The 17,409-nt window shown below is 48.3% G+C and carries 22 protein-coding genes and 1 other RNA gene; 17 read left to right on the top strand and 6 right to left on the bottom strand.

Translation table 11 applies throughout. The annotated features are described in order from the left end of the window. Nucleotides 1–154 precede the first annotated feature (154 nt). Complete coding sequence (locus tag HMPREF2871_RS10030) at nucleotides 155–1,087, bottom strand: AEC family transporter (protein ID WP_049344702.1); 933 nt, start codon at nucleotides 1,085–1,087, stop codon at nucleotides 155–157. Nucleotides 1,088–1,264: 177 nt separating this feature from the next. Here HMPREF2871_RS10030 and HMPREF2871_RS10025 point away from each other — a divergent pair, with 177 nt between their 5' ends. Both HMPREF2871_RS10025 and HMPREF2871_RS10020 read left to right on the top strand, forming a co-directional pair. After that, a complete protein-coding gene (locus HMPREF2871_RS10025; RefSeq protein WP_004519852.1) occupies nucleotides 1,265–2,020 on the top strand; it encodes a GNAT family N-acetyltransferase in 756 nt (251 codons plus the stop codon). Between the two features lie 56 nt (nucleotides 2,021–2,076). Further along, nucleotides 2,077–2,826: a lysophospholipid acyltransferase family protein gene (locus HMPREF2871_RS10020; protein WP_004519853.1), complete on the top strand. Its 750-nt coding sequence runs from the start codon at nucleotides 2,077–2,079 to the stop codon at nucleotides 2,824–2,826. Nucleotides 2,827–2,878: 52 nt separating this feature from the next. On the opposite strand, the gene gloA is transcribed toward HMPREF2871_RS10020, so the two are convergent. Further along, nucleotides 2,879–3,292 (bottom strand): lactoylglutathione lyase, encoded by a 414-nt coding sequence (gene gloA, locus HMPREF2871_RS10015; RefSeq protein ID WP_003685011.1) that lies wholly within the window; start codon nucleotides 3,290–3,292, stop codon nucleotides 2,879–2,881. A 205-nt stretch (nucleotides 3,293–3,497) separates the two neighbouring features. Here gloA and HMPREF2871_RS10010 point away from each other — a divergent pair, with 205 nt between their 5' ends. Further along, nucleotides 3,498–4,598, top strand: a complete 1,101-nt coding sequence (locus HMPREF2871_RS10010) for a hypothetical protein (RefSeq protein WP_003685151.1) — start codon at nucleotides 3,498–3,500, stop codon at nucleotides 4,596–4,598. An 86-nt stretch (nucleotides 4,599–4,684) separates the two neighbouring features. Further along, nucleotides 4,685–5,149: a low molecular weight protein-tyrosine-phosphatase gene (locus HMPREF2871_RS10005; RefSeq protein WP_049344703.1), complete on the top strand. Its 465-nt coding sequence runs from the start codon at nucleotides 4,685–4,687 to the stop codon at nucleotides 5,147–5,149. 94 nt (nucleotides 5,150–5,243) lie between these two features. On the opposite strand, the gene metW is transcribed toward HMPREF2871_RS10005, so the two are convergent. Together metW and HMPREF2871_RS09995 are read right to left on the bottom strand one after the other, a co-directional pair. Then, complete coding sequence (gene metW, locus HMPREF2871_RS10000; protein WP_049329691.1) at nucleotides 5,244–5,825, bottom strand: methionine biosynthesis protein MetW; 582 nt, start codon at nucleotides 5,823–5,825, stop codon at nucleotides 5,244–5,246. Continuing rightward, nucleotides 5,822–6,961, bottom strand: a complete 1,140-nt coding sequence (locus HMPREF2871_RS09995; RefSeq protein WP_049336341.1) for a homoserine O-succinyltransferase MetX — start codon at nucleotides 6,959–6,961, stop codon at nucleotides 5,822–5,824. The genes metW and HMPREF2871_RS09995 overlap by 4 nt, the downstream gene beginning before the upstream one ends. Before the next feature lie 116 nt (nucleotides 6,962–7,077). On the opposite strand from HMPREF2871_RS09995, the gene HMPREF2871_RS09990 reads away from it, so the two are divergent. Then, the gene (locus HMPREF2871_RS09990) at nucleotides 7,078–7,278 is read left to right on the top strand and encodes a protein MIGRI (protein WP_003682450.1); all 201 of its coding nucleotides are present in this window, start codon (nucleotides 7,078–7,080) and stop codon (nucleotides 7,276–7,278) included. A gap of 68 nt (nucleotides 7,279–7,346) precedes the next feature. Here HMPREF2871_RS09990 and nadE read toward each other — a convergent pair whose 3' ends face one another. Continuing rightward, the gene (nadE, locus tag HMPREF2871_RS09985; protein WP_049336338.1) at nucleotides 7,347–8,135 is read right to left on the bottom strand and encodes an NAD(+) synthase; all 789 of its coding nucleotides are present in this window, start codon (nucleotides 8,133–8,135) and stop codon (nucleotides 7,347–7,349) included. A 102-nt stretch (nucleotides 8,136–8,237) separates the two neighbouring features. Here nadE and HMPREF2871_RS09980 point away from each other — a divergent pair, with 102 nt between their 5' ends. From HMPREF2871_RS09980 to efp, 3 genes are read left to right on the top strand one after another with little or no spacing between them, the layout of a single operon-like run. Beyond that, nucleotides 8,238–8,516 (top strand): hypothetical protein, encoded by a 279-nt coding sequence (locus tag HMPREF2871_RS09980; RefSeq protein ID WP_004519862.1) that lies wholly within the window; start codon nucleotides 8,238–8,240, stop codon nucleotides 8,514–8,516. A gap of 31 nt (nucleotides 8,517–8,547) precedes the next feature. Continuing rightward, complete coding sequence (earP, locus tag HMPREF2871_RS09975; RefSeq protein WP_049336336.1) at nucleotides 8,548–9,705, top strand: elongation factor P maturation arginine rhamnosyltransferase EarP; 1,158 nt, start codon at nucleotides 8,548–8,550, stop codon at nucleotides 9,703–9,705. Nucleotides 9,706–9,747: 42 nt separating this feature from the next. After that, complete coding sequence (gene efp, locus HMPREF2871_RS09970) at nucleotides 9,748–10,308, top strand: elongation factor P (protein ID WP_002213793.1); 561 nt, start codon at nucleotides 9,748–9,750, stop codon at nucleotides 10,306–10,308. Nucleotides 10,309–10,367: 59 nt separating this feature from the next. Here efp and HMPREF2871_RS09965 read toward each other — a convergent pair whose 3' ends face one another. After that, nucleotides 10,368–10,967 carry an MlaC/ttg2D family ABC transporter substrate-binding protein gene (locus tag HMPREF2871_RS09965; RefSeq protein WP_039862173.1) on the bottom strand — a complete coding sequence of 200 codons (600 nt, stop codon included), beginning with the start codon at nucleotides 10,965–10,967 and terminating at the stop codon, nucleotides 10,368–10,370. Between the two features lie 165 nt (nucleotides 10,968–11,132). On the opposite strand from HMPREF2871_RS09965, the gene HMPREF2871_RS09960 reads away from it, so the two are divergent. From HMPREF2871_RS09960 to HMPREF2871_RS09920, 9 genes are all read left to right on the top strand, one after another. Beyond that, nucleotides 11,133–11,348, top strand: coding sequence for a tautomerase family protein (locus HMPREF2871_RS09960; protein ID WP_004519865.1), 216 nt, complete (start codon nucleotides 11,133–11,135; stop codon nucleotides 11,346–11,348). Nucleotides 11,349–11,432: 84 nt separating this feature from the next. Continuing rightward, nucleotides 11,433–12,647: a pyridoxal phosphate-dependent aminotransferase gene (locus HMPREF2871_RS09955; RefSeq protein ID WP_004519866.1), complete on the top strand. Its 1,215-nt coding sequence runs from the start codon at nucleotides 11,433–11,435 to the stop codon at nucleotides 12,645–12,647. Nucleotides 12,648–12,759: 112 nt separating this feature from the next. Then, nucleotides 12,760–13,122: a transfer-messenger RNA gene (ssrA, locus tag HMPREF2871_RS09950) on the top strand. A gap of 278 nt (nucleotides 13,123–13,400) precedes the next feature. Further along, on the top strand, nucleotides 13,401–14,624 hold the full coding sequence (locus tag HMPREF2871_RS09945) for a tyrosine-type recombinase/integrase (protein WP_049344704.1): 1,224 nt from the start codon (nucleotides 13,401–13,403) through the stop codon (nucleotides 14,622–14,624). A 31-nt stretch (nucleotides 14,625–14,655) separates the two neighbouring features. Beyond that, nucleotides 14,656–15,024 (top strand): type II toxin-antitoxin system RelE/ParE family toxin, encoded by a 369-nt coding sequence (locus HMPREF2871_RS09940; RefSeq protein ID WP_049344705.1) that lies wholly within the window; start codon nucleotides 14,656–14,658, stop codon nucleotides 15,022–15,024. Further along, a complete protein-coding gene (locus tag HMPREF2871_RS09935; protein ID WP_049344706.1) occupies nucleotides 15,021–15,332 on the top strand; it encodes a helix-turn-helix domain-containing protein in 312 nt (103 codons plus the stop codon). Before HMPREF2871_RS09940 ends, HMPREF2871_RS09935 begins: the two co-directional genes overlap by 4 nt. 20 nt (nucleotides 15,333–15,352) lie before the next feature. Further along, nucleotides 15,353–16,258, top strand: coding sequence for a DUF6387 family protein (locus HMPREF2871_RS09930; RefSeq protein ID WP_049344707.1), 906 nt, complete (start codon nucleotides 15,353–15,355; stop codon nucleotides 16,256–16,258). A 189-nt stretch (nucleotides 16,259–16,447) separates the two neighbouring features. After that, on the top strand, nucleotides 16,448–16,678 hold the full coding sequence (locus HMPREF2871_RS09925) for a helix-turn-helix transcriptional regulator (RefSeq protein WP_049344708.1): 231 nt from the start codon (nucleotides 16,448–16,450) through the stop codon (nucleotides 16,676–16,678). Between the two features lie 124 nt (nucleotides 16,679–16,802). After that, nucleotides 16,803–17,069 carry a helix-turn-helix domain-containing protein gene (locus tag HMPREF2871_RS09920; RefSeq protein WP_049344709.1) on the top strand — a complete coding sequence of 89 codons (267 nt, stop codon included), beginning with the start codon at nucleotides 16,803–16,805 and terminating at the stop codon, nucleotides 17,067–17,069. The last annotated feature ends 340 nt before the right edge of the window (nucleotides 17,070–17,409 follow it).

The raw sequence follows: 17,409 nt of genomic DNA, 5'->3' as shown, positions 1-17,409 counted from the left end.
AATGAATGTTAGACATAAGGATACACGCAGCTACCGTCTTTGTATAGCTTTTTAATTGTTTAATTAATTGATAATAAAAGTTATTTTCAAATTTAAAATAACAAACAGGCCGTCTGAAACATAAAGTCAAAGTTTCAGACGGCCTGCCCTTTTCTTAAATAATCCAACGATATAACGCAATCATGACCGGCATGGTTACCATACACAGCAAGGTTGTCAGCCCATAAATCGCGCTGGCTTTTTGGGCATTTTTGCCGTAAACAACCGCCATTTGGGTAACTGTCGCAGCGGCAGGCGAAGTCGTTGCCAAAAAGCTGATTAAAACAACCGTATCCGTATGCACATCATGATGGGCAAAACCGCAAACTTTGACGGCAAAAAGCAATAATATCGGAATCAAAATCAGCCTTAAAAAAGCAACGAGATAAAGCCTCGGCGTCCACATAATCGAGCGTAGCGGCAAAGAAGCCAAAAGCATACCCGCCACCAACATGGCAACTGGGCCAATCATACTGCCCACCGTCGCCAAAGTATTATCGACAATGTGCGGCAGCTTGATTTGAAAGGCAAACATCAGCAGCCCGACCAGCATGGATAAGATGTTGATATTGGTAAAAATAGTTTTCCAAGCCACATTGCCTCGGCCGCAAATCAACAGGCGCAGATGCGTCCAAAACAAAAACGTCTGCACCATGATAAAACCGCTGGTGTAAATCACCCATTCCGCACCAAATACCGACATCACCAAAGGGATAATCAGGTTGCCCGAATTGCTGTACACCGTTGCCGCGTGTTCGAGCGCATCGAGTTTGAACAAGTGTTTAAACAACCTGCCCAAAACAATCAGCACCACATGGAAAAACACCGCCAGCGTGACGGAAAGCTTCAGCCCTTCGATAATCTGCGGCGTATTGTCCATCTGAAAGGCATGAATCATGACAGACGGGCTGATCAAGTAAAGCGCGATGACCGAGAGCGTGTAGCTGTTTTCCGATTTCAACAGCCCGGCCTTCACCAAAGCCACGCCCATCAAAACAATCAGCGTCAGCTCGGTAATTTTTCCGGCAAGCAGGAAAGAGGTTTCCATAATAAAAAAGCGGCAAAAACGTTGATTTTACGCTTCTACCGCTTGGCATGCCAAATTCAGACGGCCTGAAGCCTTTTTCCAACAACCCGACATAATTTGCCCTACCGCAAAGCAAATCAATATAAATCTGTCCGTATATCCGCTATAATCAGCCATTTTCTTCAAACAGGAAACATCATGTCCCCCAGCCGTTTCAATCAAACGGGCCCCAAAATCGGCCTGAGCGTACGCCTTGCAGAAACCCAAGCTGAAATCGAAGCCGCCCAAAGATTGCGCTATCAGGTTTTTGCCCAAGAGTTAGGTGCGGAAATCGAAAGCGATGACGGCCGCGATGTCGATCCTTATGATGAACATTGCCACCACCTGCTCGCCTTTGACGATGCAACCGGCGAGGTAATCGGCTGCTACCGCCTGATTACCGAAGAAACCGCAAAAAAAGTCGGTGGCTGGTACAGCGAGCATGAATTTGATCTTGAGCCTTTGAAAGACATCCTGCCGCAAACCGTCGAACTCGGCCGCGCCTGTACCCACCCGGACTACCGCAACGGCGGCTTGGTCATGCTGTTGTGGACCGGTTTGGTCAAATTCATGAAAGACGAAAACCTGCGCTTTATGATTGGTTGCGGCAGTATCGAAATGCGTGACGGCGGCAACGATGCGGCCGGCCTGTATCATGCTTTGAAAGACAAATACCTCGCTCCGGCACAATGGTGTGTCAAACCGCTCAACCCGCTCAAATGGGACAGCATCACGCCGTCTGAAAATCCGCCTGTACCTGCCCTGATCAAAGGCTATCTCAAAGCAGGCGCGTGGTTCTGCGGCGAGCCTTGCGTCGATGAAGCGTTCAACTGCGCGGATGTGCTGATCATGATGGACATCAACCACCTTTCCGACCGCTACTTGCAGCGTTTTGCCCCTAAAGCCGATTCATAATAAAAGGCCGTCTGAAACTTCAGACGGCCTGCCTAATCTTTATAAAAACACACACAATGACCGCCAAAATCCGTTTTATCTTCCGTCTTCTCTGCATTGCCGGCTGCCTTTTATACGGCATGGCCGAAATGTTTTTTCTGTTTCCCTTTTACAGCAGCAAACGCAAACTGCGCGCGATCCAATTATGGTCGCTGCGCGTGCTCGCTTCCTGCGGCATGAAACTGCAAACTTTCGGCACGCCGCCGCAAGAAGATCGCGGTCAGCTGATTATCAGCAACCATATTTCATGGTTGGACATTATGGCGGTCAACGGTGCTTTCCCCGGCCGTTTTGTGGCTAAAGACGATGTGGCCAAATGGCCTGTGGTCGGTTATCTTGCCACACAGGCTCAAACGGTTTACGTCTCGCGCAACCGCGGCATCAAAGGCAATTCTGCCAAAATCGCCGGCGTAACCGAAGCGCTGAAAAACGGCGATACCGTCACCATTTTTCCCGAAGGCACCAGTACCGAAGGCCGTGAAATCCTGCCGTTCAAACCGAGCTTTTTTCAGACGGCCTATGATGCAGGCGTACCGATTATTCCGGCACTCTGCCGCTATCCGAATCCAGACGGCAGCAGCCCCAATCCGCACACTGCCTACTACGGCGACATCAGCCTCTGGCAATCTATCTGCATGGTCATCAGCCAGCCTTCCAACACGGTCGAACTGCATTTCCTCGATCCGATTGAAGCAGGAGAAGACCGCTACGCTACTGCGCTTCAAGTACACGCCCTGTTGAGCGAAAAGCAAAAACAGTTGGGTTGATCAAAAAAAGGCCGTCTGAATGTTCAGACGGCCTTTTCCATTATCTTATGCCTTAAGATGAATATTGAACCGAATCGCTACCGCTTTTCTTTTGAATAAATTCAATTTTGTAGCCATCTGGATCTTCAACAAACGCAATCACAGTCGTGCCGTGTTTCATCGGGCCGGCTTCGCGTACCACTTTACCTCCCATTTCTTTGACACGCTCGCACGCCGCGTAAGCATCATCGACTTCAATCGCGATATGGCCATAAGCATCGCCCAAATCGTAAGACTCGGTATCCCAGTTGTGGGTCAGTTCCAAAACAGTATGGTCCGCTTCATCGCCATAACCGACAAAAGCCAAAGTAAAACGGCCTTCGGGATAATCGCGGCGGCGCAGCAGTTGCATGTTCAATACGTTTTGATAGAAATCCAAAGAGCGTTCGAGATTGCCGACACGCAGCATAGTATGAAGCAAGCGCATGATTTTGTTCCTTTCTGAATTATGTTTGGTCATGGATTATAACACATCGGGCATTTACCCTCCCCAACTTAGAAAATGCTGATACTTAAACCTTGTGAAAATGAAGCGTATCCCTATCGCCAGTTGAATTTAATTTATTAACAAGCACACCGACTGACTAAATTGCTATAATCGCCACACTTACAACACAACACTTCAAACCGTCATGAAAACCTTTGTTCTTCCAGATACCCGCCCTTATCCGCAGAGCCCTATCAAAAACTACCTTCTGCTCAATGCCTATCAGCTGGCGCACAACTCCTCCTCCGCATCGCGCAAGCTTTCGGCCGGCCAACTGCAAACCGAAATCCGCACCATGCTCAGCCAAAACCATTACATCAACCTTTCATTGGCAATGACCATGGCGCCCGATGTCGGCACTTACACCAGCCTGATTCAAAGCGTAGGCGAAGTCCTGAAGGCAGAAAACGATAACGAAGCCCAATGGTTTGCCCTGCCTGTCGTTTTGGTCGCCGGTTGCAAAAAAGAACAAACCCTGCCGCTTACGCTGCCTACCGAAGCACTCTTCGCCTGCCTGCAAAACTACCCCAACCTGCGTACCCTCACGCAAAACACGCAATGGCTGCCTTACCTCGTCCAATCTACCGACTTGAGCAGCGTTACCCCGGGCGAGTGGTTCCAAGCCAAGCAAAACGATGAAGCGGCAGGCGCATTCCTGCAAAAATTCGAATACAAACCATTGACGCTGCCCGAAGGTCAATCCGTCCATGTTGTTTACGCGCTGGGCTACGGCAATAAAGACATTCAGACTGCCTTGGGCCTTAACCTGCAACAGGCAGGCCTGCCATTGATGCAGGTTTGGCAAGAGCATCTCGCCCTCGACGGCGTTACCCTCTTTACCAACCCGCTCTCGCCCAATACGCCGCTTGACGCGCTTACCGACGGCAGCCACACCCGCCAACGCATGGCCATGGACGTTTTTGCCACCAACGCCATCCGCGCCATCCGTATGCAAAGCCCGCGCGTCGGCGTTGTTGCCGCAGCGAAAGCGGACGGCAAGCTCCAGTTCAGCTTCAACGCGACAGACAGCGCGTTTGAAATCGTTCCGCAGACCTTCACTTGGGAGCTTGCATCAACCGACAATATCGCCATCGTTCAGCAAAACTTCCTCGACCTGATGGCCGAATGCCGAATCGAGCACCTCTACCTGCTGCACAACCCATTGGGCGAAAACGAGAACATCCCTACTTATGCCCAAGCGTTAAAACTAGAAGGCCATAATCCTTTCTTCAGCAATGTAAACTAAATTGAAAATGCAACACGCCAAGGCCGTCTGAAAACGGTTTAGCGTGTTGCATTGATTTTCAAACCTTACCGCTCATTTTCACGCATATGAAAACCCACAAAATCCTTTTCGTCTGCCTCGGCAACATCTGCCGCTCCCCTATGGCCGAATACGTCCTGCGCCACCGCGCCCGCAAAGCAGGCATGGGCAATGCCGTCATTACAGCCAGCGCAGGCACGTCAGGTTGGCACGACGGGGAAAACATGCACGAAGGCACGCGCCGTGTACTCAAACAACACGGCATCGACCCGTCAGGCTTTACCAGCAGCAAAATCAAACCCAGCGATGCCGAACATTTCGACTACATCATCGTGATGGACGACAACAACCTCAGAGAAACCGAAAAGCAGCTCGGCTTCCACCCCGGCAAAATCTTCAAACTGACCGACCTTATCCCCGATTCAGGTTACAACCACGTTCCTGATCCGTGGTACACGGGCGACTTTGACGAAACCTACCGTCTGGTCGATGCCGGCAGTTTTGCCTTGTTGGAAAAACTGAAACAGGCTTAAACCGACTTTAATAATAAAAGGCCGTCTGAACAGGTATTTGCAAAAGCCATGCTTTCGTGATTACCTGTTCAGACGGCCCTATTGATTACTGCAATCAACCTACACGATAAAACGCCAGGCTGCCCAATAAATTCGGCAGATGTTTAACCTGTCGGTTGCCCGTCATGACCGCACGCTCAAGCACGCGGATTTTGTTTTTGGCACACAGCAAATCAAAGTCTTTGAGGGTACACCAATGGATATTGGGCGTATCGTACCAATGATACGGCATCCGCTCGGAAACCGGCATATGGCCGCCAATGGCGATTTGAAAGCGGTTGCGCCAGTAGCCGAAGTTAGGGAAGCTGACAATAGCCTGCTTGGCCACGCGCATCAGGCAGCGCAGGATTTTTTCCGTGTTCTGCATCGCCTGAATGGTTTGGCTCAAGACAATCACATCAAAGCTTTGATCGCCAAAAGCCACCAAACCTTCTTCCAAATCGGCTTGAATGACGTTCACACCGCGGGATATGGCGGCAATCACGCTGTCGGTATCGATTTCAACACCGTAGCCGGTGCAATTTTTATGTTCCACCAACGCAGCCAACAGCTCGCCGTCGCCGCAGCCTAAATCGAGTACGCGGCTGCCTTCGGGTATCCAATCGTAAATGAGTTGCAAATCGTCGCGCAGATTCATTTTTGGCAGTCCTTGTAAACGTTGTTCATATAAGCGGCAACCGCGCGGATATAGGCTTCGTCTTCCATCAAGAACGCATCGTGGCCGTGATTGGATTTGACTTCAATGTACTGCACGGATTTTTGCGCGGCGATTAATGCCTTGACCAATTCATGCGAACGTTGCGGCGAAAAGCGCCAGTCGGTGCTGAAGCTGGCAACAAAAAACTTGGCCTGCACATTCTCCACAGCGCGCGTGAGGTTGTGGCCGTAATCGGCGGCCGGGTCGAAGTAGTCAAGCGCCTTGGTCATCAGCAGATAAGTGTTGGCATCAAAGCGGCCGACAAACTTGTCGCCTTGATAGCGAAGATAAGATTCCACTTCAAACTCAACGCCGTAACCATACTGATAACCGTCTGATTTTAAATCGCGGCCGAATTTTTTACCCAAGCCGTCTTCGGCAAGATAAGTGATGTGTCCCATCATGCGCGCGATACGCAAACCGCGTGAAGGAACGGTATGATGGCTGCGGTAATTGCCTTCGTGGAAATCGGGATCGGTCAAAATCGCCTGGCGGGCAACATCGTTAAACGCGATGTTTTGAGTGGAAAGTTTAGGCGCAGAAGCGATGACGAGCGCATGAGCAACGCGTTCAGGCAAAGAAATCGTCCATTGCAATGCCTGCATGCCGCCTAAGCTGCCGCCGACAATGGCCGCCCATTTTTGAATGCCGAGATAATCGGCAAGCATGGATTGGGACTTCACCCAGTCTTTGACGGTTACAACGGGGAAATCCGCGCCATATTCGCGACCGGTTTCAGGATTTTCGGATAAAGGGCCGGTACTGCCGTCGCAGCCGCCCAAGTTGTTCAAACCGACAACGAAAAAGCGTTCGGTATCGATAGGTTTGCCGGGGCCGACCATATTGTCCCACCAACCGGCGTATTTATCCTCCACGCTGTGCTTGCCGGCAACGTGATGATTGCCTGACAGGGCGTGGCAGATAAGAACGGCGTTGCTTTTGTCTGCGTTGAGCGTGCCGTAGGTTTCAATCATCAGGTCGAAACGAGGTAAGGTTTTGCCGTTTTCCAGAGCAAGCGGTGTGTCAAACGGGATTTTCTGGGGCGTTACAATGCCCACTGAGGCATTTGTTGTCATTTGTAATTTCCAAGTGAAGCGGCAAAAGGGGTATTATAACGTTTCGTCTTTGTTTTGTGCATGAGGCTTCAGACGGCCTGCCCTGATTAAAGGCAATATTTTTGGGAGAATGTGGAATGATAGGCAGGCTTTTGCGATTTTTTTTCTTTTGCGCCATAGCGGCATTGATTGTGAACCGTTTGTTCAGCCGTAAACAAAAGCGCACCATTCGTGAAATCGCCAAAATCAGCGCATGGGTATTGCTGGGCGCGGCGGCCGCTACGCTGTTTTGGTATCTGATGATGCTGTTTTTCAAGCATATTCCTAATTCTTATTGAAATAAAATATAAAAGGCCGTCTGAAAACCTTAATCCAACGTTTTCAGACGGCCTTTTGATGTCCAAATTTAAAACAGCTCTTCCGGAATCTTGCAAACCGGAATCGGGTTGACTTTGTGCTGCATGGCTTTGTGCAATCGGGTATAGATTGTCAAAACTTCGCGCTGTCTGCCTTCAAAATCTTCAGGCTTGTGGCTGTTGTACACGCTCATCGCCCATTCGAGTTCGGGATAAGATGCGCCCATTTGCTCTTCATCGGTACGCTCGATATCCCAAAGGCCGTCTGTCGGCACGGCTTTTTGAATGTCTTCCGATACGTCTAGCTCGGCTGCCAAAGCGTACACCTGAGTTTTGGTTAAATCGGCAATCGGGCTGATGTCCACGCCGCCGTCGCCGTATTTGGTGAAGAAACCGACGCCGAAATCTTCAATTTTGTTGCCCGTTCCCGCCACCAGCAAACCATGCAGCTGGCCGTAATAATAAAGCGTCGTCATGCGAAGGCGGCTGCGTGCATTGGCAAGTGCCAGCTGTTTGTTGGGAAATTCGGTTTCGCTGACATCAACGGTATCGGCAAACGTATCGAACGCCGGAGTCAAATCAACACTTTGCGCTTTTACGTTAGGATAACGCTTTTTCAGACGGCCCATGTGTTCTTGAGCGCGGTTGACTTGGTCAGATTTCTGACGAATCGGCATTTCCAACAACAAAACCGACAAACCGGTTTGCGCGGCAAGGGTGGAAACCACGGCAGAATCGATGCCGCCGGATATGCCGACGACAAAACCTTTGGCAAGCGCCTGCTCGGCGTAATCTTTGAGCCATTGAACAATATGGCGGATGATGGCTTGGGTTTGCATAGGGATAAATGTTCGCTTCAAATAAAACGAATGATAGCCTGATTTGCACTTGTCTGAAAGACGACAGGGTATAATACCCTTTTTATTTCTTGCACACACACCATGTCCAAACCCATCCTTCTGCGCTGGCTCGTCGTCTGCCTGATTCCGCTCGCCACCCTTTTGTGGTTTGCCCTCAACCCGCCCGAAGACAAAACGCAACACCTCATCAACGGCATCATCCTTGCCTGCGAAGCCACGTTCCTATTCAAGTTCGTCCTTTTTGACGTCATCAAACACCACCTCAAACAAGAGCCCGAATTGAAACGGCAAAGCATTTGGATGTTTATCCCGATTATTTTGCTGATTGTTTATTTATTCCACTATTTCGGCGCATTCTGATGTTTTCAGACGGCCTTGGGCATATTTTTCCATGAACACCACCCCACCTTATACCTGCTGGATTTTCTGCAACGTCATCGACAACTTCGGCGACATCGGCGTTTCATGGCGGCTGGCGCGTGTTTTGCAACGCGAACTCGGCTGGCAAGTGCATTTGTGGACAGACGACTTTCCGTCCCTTCAGGCACTCTGCCCTGACTTGGCCTCGATTCCCAATATCCATCAAGGCATCGGCATTCACGCTTGGCAAGCCGACTACGCCGAAGATACCGATACAGCCCCTACCCCCGACATTGTCATCGAAACCTTCGCCTGTGAACTGCCCGACAACGTTCAAACCATCATCCGCCAACACCAACCGCTTTGGCTCAACTGGGAATACCTCAGCGCGGAAGACAGCAACGAGAGGCTGCACTTAATGCCCTCGCCCCAGGCCGGCGGCATACAGAAATACTTTTGGTTTATGGGTTTCAGCGAAAAAAGCGGCGGCCTGCTGCGCGAACGCGATTACGCCGAATCGGCCGGATTTGATACGGAAGCCTTACGCCGACAACTCAAACTTCCCGCAAAAAACGCGTCCGAGTGGCTGCTTTTCGGCTATCAAAGCGATATTTGGGCAAAATGGCTGACTATGTGGCAACAGGCCGGCCAACCCATTACCCTGCTGCTTGCAGGTACACAAATCATCGCCAGTCTGAAAAACAGCGACCTAGTACCGCAAAATGCCCTGCTTGAAGACGGCGATGTGTATCAGAGCGAACACATTACCCTGATCAAAATCCCTTTTGTCCCCCAACAGGATTTCGACAAACTGCTCAACCTTGCCGACGGCGCTATCATACGCGGCGAAGACAGCTTTGTTCGCGCCCAGCTTGCCGGAAAGCCTTTCTTTTGGCACATCTATCCGCAAGAAGAAAATATCCATCTCGACAAACTGCACGCTTTTTGGGACAAAGCGCATCAGGTTTATCCGGATGTTGTCGCCACGGCACACCACCGCCTTTCCGACGAACTCAACAACGGTGATGCACTCAGCGACAGCCAGCGCCTGCAGGCATGGCAAACCCTGACTGCACACCAAAATGAATGGCGGCAAAGCGCGGCAAAATGGCGGGATGGACTTTTTGCTCAAAAAAGTGCCGTTGAAAAACTTGCCGCCTTTATTTCAAAGCACAAAAAAATACGCTAAAATAGCGCGTTTTATTACAACCGATTTGATTGGAAAACTACAATGAAAACAGCACAAGAACTGCGCGCCGGCAACGTATTCATGGTCGGCAACGATCCTATGGTCGTTCAAAAAACCGAATACATCAAAGGCGGCCGCTCTTCCGCCAAAGTCAGCATGAAACTGAAAAACCTGCTGACCGGTGCCGCTTCTGAAACCATTTACAAAGCCGACGACAAATTCGACGTCGTTATCCTGTCCCGCAAAAACTGTACTTACAGCTACTTTGCCGATCCTATGTACGTCTTCATGGACGAAGAATTCAACCAATACGAAATCGAAGCCGACAACATCGGCGACGCGTTGAAATTCATCGTTGACGGTATGGAAGACCAATGCGAAGTTACTTTCTACGAAGGCAACCCAATCTCCGTAGAATTGCCTACCATCATCGTTCGCGAAGTTGAATACACCGAGCCTGCCGTTAAAGGCGATACCTCCGGTAAAGTGATGAAAACCGCGCGTCTGGTCGGCGGCACTGAAATCCAAGTGATGTCTTATATCGAAAACGGTGACAAAATCGAAATCGATACCCGTACCGGCGAATTCCGCAAACGTGCTTAATCAGCCCGTAACACAAAAAGGCCGTCTGAATATTCAGACGGCCTTTTTATCAATCTACCTTATTGTTTCTTCAAGCCCTTGGCTGCAACAGTCGCAATCGTACCGTCAATGCCTTTGCTCTTAATCAGCTCGCCAAATTGGTTGCGGTATACCGTTACCAAGCTGGTACCGTCCACGCGGATATTGTAAATCTTATACGCACCGCCACTTTGGTAAAGCTGGTAGGCCACTTCATACTTGGTGCCTTTTTTGGTCTGAATTTCCGAGAAAACGTCAAACTTATTGCCGTTTGCCGTCATCTTCGGCAACAGGCGTACATTCGCATCCGCCGCACCAATCAGTGCAGAATGCGAGTACATCGCAATCACCATGTCTTTGAATGCACGGATAAAATCAGTTTTCTGTTTGGCAGAAAATTCACGCCATGGCGCGCCGACAGCCAAAGCCGAAATACGTTCATAATCCAAATAACGGTTGGCATACTGCTCAACCTGTTTCACACGTTGCGCTTCTGTCAAAGAAGTATTGCGTGCAATTTTCAGCACAGCATCAATATTCTGCTGCATCTGCTTTTGCGCAGGATGCGTTTCCGCCGCCACATAGGGCGCGGCAATCACCATCGGCGCGGCCACAATCAAAGTCTGAAGAAAACGGTTCATGACGATATCCATCCAAAATAAAACCGCATTTTAAAAACAATCTATTCCAAAAAACTTAATTCTTTGTAAAAGCAGTCATGAGCAATGAAAAATCCTGCAATCAAATTTCAGACGGCCTGATAAAAATAAGATAACATGTGAACACTATTTTAAAAGGAAAAAGCCATGCCCTACGTCAACATCAAAGTAACCGGCGGCAACGAAGCCCCGAGTGCGGAACAAAAAGCCGAATTAATTCGCGGCGTCACCGAATTACTCTCACGCGTTCTCAACAAAAATCCCGAGACGACCGTCGTCGTCATCGACGAAATCAATATGGACAACTGGGGCATAGGCGGTAAAAGCGTGACGGTTCGCCGTGCTGAAGCGCGCAATAAGTAAGCTTTGGACGTCTGAAGCTCTTTTAATTTACCCACAAAAAGAGTACATTTATCCCATTGTTAACAATTTTACGGAACACACATCATGGAGAAATTCCCTAAATCATCCAAACTGGATCACGTTTGCTACGATATTCGCGGCCCAGTTCACAAAAAAGCCCTGCAACTGGAAGAAGAAGGCAACAAAATCCTCAAGCTCAATATCGGCAATCCGGCTCCGTTTGGCTTTGAAGCGCCTGACGAAATTTTGGTTGACGTCATCCGCAACCTGCCGACTTCGCAAGGCTATTGCGACTCCAAAGGCCTTTACTCCGCACGCAAAGCCATCGTCCACTACTACCAAACCAAAGGACTGCTCGACGTTACCGTCAACGATGTTTACATCGGCAACGGCGTGTCCGAGCTGATCACCATGTCCATGCAGGCATTGCTCAACGACGGCGATGAAATCCTGATTCCCGCACCGGACTATCCTTTGTGGACCGCCGCCGCAACACTGGCAGGCGGTACCGTCCGCCATTATCTATGCGACGAAGAAAACAACTGGTTCCCCAACCTGGCCGATATGGAAGCCAAAATTACACCGAAAACCAAAGCCATAGTCATCATCAACCCCAACAACCCTACCGGCGCGGTGTACAGCAAAGAAATCCTGCTGGAAATCGCCGAACTGGCGCGTAAACACGGCCTGATTATTTTTGCCGACGAAATTTACGACAAAATCCTCTACGACGACGCCGTACACCACCATATCGCCGCACTTGCCCCCGACCTCCTGACCGTTACATTCAACGGTCTCTCGAAAGCCTACCGCGTTGCCGGATTCCGTCAAGGCTGGATGATACTCAACGGCCCGAAACATCATGCAAAAGGCTATATCGAAGGCTTGGACATGCTCTCGTCTATGCGCCTTTGTGCCACCACACCCATGCAGCACGCCATTCAGACGGCCTTGGGCGGATACCAAAGCATCAACGAATTCCTCCTCCCCGGCGGCCGCCTGCTCGAGCAACGCAACAAAGCATGGGAACTGGTCAACCAGATTCCGGGCATATCCTGCGTCAAACCCATGGGCGCATTGTATATGTTCCCCAAAATCGATACCGAAATGTACAGCATCCATGACGACATGAAATTCATCTACGACTTACTCGTACGTGAAAAAGTCTTGTTCGTCCAAGGCACAGGCTTCAACTGGATACGCCCCGACCACTTCCGTATCGTTACCCTGCCGCCCGTTCATCAAATCGAAGAAGCCATGGACAAACTCAAACGCTTCTTGCAAAACTACCATCAATAAACCTAAACAAAGAGGCCGTCTGAAAAAGCAAACCGCTGTTCAAACGGCCTTTTTAATCAAACAGCAACTTGGCAAAGCCTGCTGACATGCGTATAATCGACCTTACCTATCTGGGGGCGATCTTGGTTTCGACGGGGGTTGCAAAGCAGATGCGGGCATACCGGGGTCTCAGATTTCCCGTTAAACACTGAATTTAAATAGTCGCAAACGACGAAACTTACGCACTGGCCGCTTAAGGCCTGCCGTTGCAGCAGTTGGTCAATGGGCTGTGTAGCGCAAGCTACCGCAACGTCATTCTACATTGACTGGTTTTCTGTCGGGTTACTTGGCAGGAAACGAGATTTAAGGTAACTGGTTCTCTGAAGGCCTGTTGGTCGGCATGATGAGGACGAGATTCTAAATAGACACAACTAAGTATGTAGAACGCTCTGTAGAGGACTTTCGGACGGGGGTTCGATTCCCCCCGCCTCCACCATACCCAATTTTCAGCAGTATCCTGTAATACGCATAAAGCCTTGAGCCGTAACGGTTTCAAGGCTTTTTTATTACCTTGAATATGCTGGCGTATGCTTGAGTTTTCGCAATTTATAGGGTAACTTTTAGGGTAACTTTTCATGAGTTACCCCAAAAAACAAGCCTGAAAAGTAGGCGGATTAGCCCTATTTTTTAAACAAGTTACCCCAAAAGTACATAAAACCAATTATTAACAATGGCTTAATGAGTTTTTAAAAGTTACCCCAAACTGGATTAAAAATGCCTAAACAGACGCTGCCACTTACAGATAGCCAATGCAAAAAACTACAACCGCCGAATCAATTATCAGACGGCGGCGGGTTATATCTTCAAGCAAGGGGAAACGGCAAATACTGGCGTTTTCGTTACTACCGGCCAAGCGACAACAAACGCGATGAAATGCGACTGGGTGTCTATCCTGAAATCAGCTTAAAAGAAGCAAGAGAAAAACGCGAAGAATTGCGCGGGCTGATAGCAAAAGGGATAGACCCTAAGCTACACCAGCAAGACAAAGCACAGAGGCAGGCAGAGCAGCTAAAAAACACATTTGAGGCTATTGCGCGCAAATGGCACAGCGACCAAGTAGCAAAGCCGAATAAATGGAAGCCCGACCATGCACAAAGAGTTATCCGCAGCCTTGAGCTTCATATTTTCCCTGACCTTGCAACACGCAAAATAGACGAAATCATGCCGCTTGAGGTTTTAGGACTGTTGCAAAGGCTGGAATCGGCGGGGAAATATGACACGGCACAAAAAATTTATGACGTAGTAAATCAAGTTTTCAAATATGCCGTGAAACTTCGCTTGAGCCTGTTCAATCCCGCCGCCGAATTACGGGGAGAGCTGGCAAAGGTGGAGCAGAAACATTACCGCTTCATTAAAGACCCGCAAAAGTTAGGCGAAGTGTTACGGGCTTTTGATGGTTACACAGGCTTTCCGCAAACACGCGCCCTATTGCAGCTTTCCCCTTATGTGTTTGCCCGCCCTTCCGAATTGCGTTTATTGCGCTGGTGTGAAATTGATTGGGAGGAGCAGCAATACTATAAAGACGGCGTAAACATGAAGAACAAGATAGACCATATTGTCCCCTTGAGCCGCCAAGCCCTAGCAATACTGGACGGCTTGAAACCTGTAACGGGGCATTATGAATATGTATTTTGTAACACCAGCAAAAAACAGCCCTTGAGCGAGGGGGCGATACGGAAAGCATTAGACCGTCTGGGATTCTTGGAAGAAACCACACAGCACGGCTTTAGACATACGGCTAGCACGATATTGAATGAAATGGGCTATAACGCCGATTGGGTAGAACGGCAACTAGCCCACAAAGACCCCAATACGACAAGGGCAGCCTATAACCATGCGGAATATTTAGAACAGCGCGCCGATATGGTTCAAAAATGGGCTGATTATCTCGATGAATTGAAAGCACATTCAGGCATATTGCAGGAAACAGCAGAATAAACTATCATCTTAAGCATTACGAAAGAAAACCATGCGGATATTTAGAAACCAGTGGATAACGAAATTTGCCAAGAAACACAAAATCAGCGATTCCGAGCTAATAGAAGCAGTAGAGCGGGCAGATGACGGACTGATAGACGCAGATTTAGGCGGCGGTGTTATTAAGCAGCGCATGGCAAGGCAAGGACAAGGCAGAAGCGGCGGTTATCGTAGCCTGATATTTTTCAGGCATGGAGAACGGGCGTTTTTCATGACCGCTTTTGCCAAGAACGACCGCGAAAACATCACGGACAAAGAACTTGCAGAATTAAAGAAAGCCGCCGCCATCATCTTGGCAATGACGGAAACCGACATAGAACAAGCCAAATCAAACGGCACTTTCACGGAGATACAGCCATGAAATACAAAAGCGAGATTTTCGCAGCAATACATGAAACCATGCAGGGATTGCACGACAGCGGCGTCATCGACAAAAAAACAATGCGCGATTTTGACAAATCATGCCTGACCGAAATCAAACCATTGAGCGGCGAAGACATTAAGGCAATCAGAGAGCGTGAAGCATTATCTCAAGCAGCTTTTGCCATGTATCTAAACATCGGTAAAAACCAAGTTTCCGAATGGGAACGGGGTATTAAAAAGCCGAGCGGCGCGGCTTTGAAGCTGCTTACTATCGTCAAAAACAAGGGGATTGAGGCGATTGCCTGATACTGGAAACAGAGCTAAAAATGAATACTCATGATTATTGTCCTAAATGGTTTGATATTTCCAAGTATGAAGAGACCTACCAATGGGGGCGGGAAGATTGGGCAATCGCTTTTGAACATAAAATTTACCACTACAATGAGAATTTAAAATATGACCGTAATCCAGATTTAGGTTATGACATCTGTAATGATTGTATAAACTCTTGGCAATCATTGTTTTTGGGCAATACTGATATTCCAAGAGATTCTAGAGGGATTCCATTAGGCAAGAATCTAATTTCTGATGACATGCACAAAATGCCATTTGAAGACCTAGAGAAAACATCCGCCAACTCTTCCTTTCTCTTTTGCTTTAATGAAGCTGATATTGTCGATTCTGACGGGGAAAAAATGCTACTAGACTGTGTTTCTACCGTAGGGATTCAATTACCTGAACTAGGACAATTCAGATATGAAAAAAAAGCAGGGGCATATAATTGTTTCACGCCGGTTCTGATTAATTTCCAAGAACATACCGATGATGAACTGAGAGAAATGTTTGAGTATTTCTTAAGGCGATACAGAGCATTTCAATTTTACGGCGGCCGTATCACTGGAAGCAAAAAATGCAGCATGACAAGAACATTTAGCGATTCAGAAATAGAAAGCCTAAACCGTTTCAGAGTATTGCCATGCCTAGATTTGCTGATTTGGGAGGTATACACCGGCCAACACTTCACACATGAAGAACTGTTATTCTTACTCTTTGGCGATGGTACAGAAACCGTTATCAACCCAAAAACAGGGGAAGAATGGTTTCCCGATAAGTCCACAATCAAAGACAGCGTATTACCAAAAGCTATCCTATTATTGGAAGCAGTGGCAAACCCTTTCATGCATAGATATGATATTAAATGCAAAGAAATAAATGAGGTAATAGAATTTTAAGATGATTTTATAGATATGTATCAATTACATATGAAAAAGAAACAAAAATAACCTAAGTAAATTTTGAAATTAAAAGAGAGTTTTTTCTCATTTTTTTCTCTCTCGAAAGCCGCCCATTGAGGCGGCTATATTTATGCCTATCGAAACGCCAGCAACCCGCAGGCGTGATTAACCAAACGGAGGCAATAAATGCACATTATCAATATCGACAGCTTACCTGATACCGCGCAATTAACTATTGCAGAACTTGAGACCAGCCAAGCGAAAGGACGACGCGGAATCACTCGCTTGAGTAGCAGCCAAATCAGACGACTGGAGGCAGCAGGACAATTCCCGCAATCACGCCAAATCACAGGCACACGCAGCCGCTTTTATGTAGCAGGAGAAGTGAAGAAATGGCTTACAGAACAGGCAAGCTAATGAAAGGAGAACAGGAGTTTTCGGACCAATACGCGCCCGCGCGCGCGATTGTAACTCAAGACCTGATTTTTAAAAAATAAAACCGCCTGAACGGACATTCAGACGGCAGAAAGAAGAGTAGATTATGAAATTTGATTGTATCAATAACAAGCCCAAAACGCCAAGCCAAAGAGAGCGAGTTTTAGCCCGATTGAGAAAAGGGAGCGTTACTTCATGGGAGCTGGCACAGATGGGCATACTTGGCTATAACTCACGCATTATGGAGCTTCGCAGAGCCGGGCATGAAATCATAACCGTGATGGAAGAAGTGCAAAACCAATTCGGGGAGACCGTGAAATGCGGGCGGTTTTCTTTGCTGGTGTCGGAAAAAAGTAAGTCATCCGCCGTCTAACCCCGTAAAAAACTATTTGACAGATTGAGCTTTGGGAAGCAGAATTAAGTTTCTCTCTTAAATACAGTTAGCCCAAATCAGCAGGGTAAACGCTGATTTTTTATCGCCATTTTCTCTTATGGCGTTTGAAGCCTATTCACAGGCTTTGGACGGCATATCAAAGTTTATGGCGGTGTGTGGTAACGGTAACGTCCACGCCTGACTAACTGCAGGAGAGAGCACCGCCCCCTATTTCGGGCATTTCTCAAATCTCAAACAGTTAGGAGCATTTCAAATGCAATCTTCCATTTCTACCCAAATCCAAAACATTCAAAATCAAGCCCAAACGGTAACCATCCCC

The sequence above is a fragment of the Neisseria sp. HMSC067G12 genome (assembly GCF_001812725.1).
Classification (GTDB): Bacteria; Pseudomonadota; Gammaproteobacteria; order Burkholderiales; family Neisseriaceae; genus Neisseria; species Neisseria perflava.
This window is presented reverse-complemented; position numbering and strand designations above follow the sequence as displayed.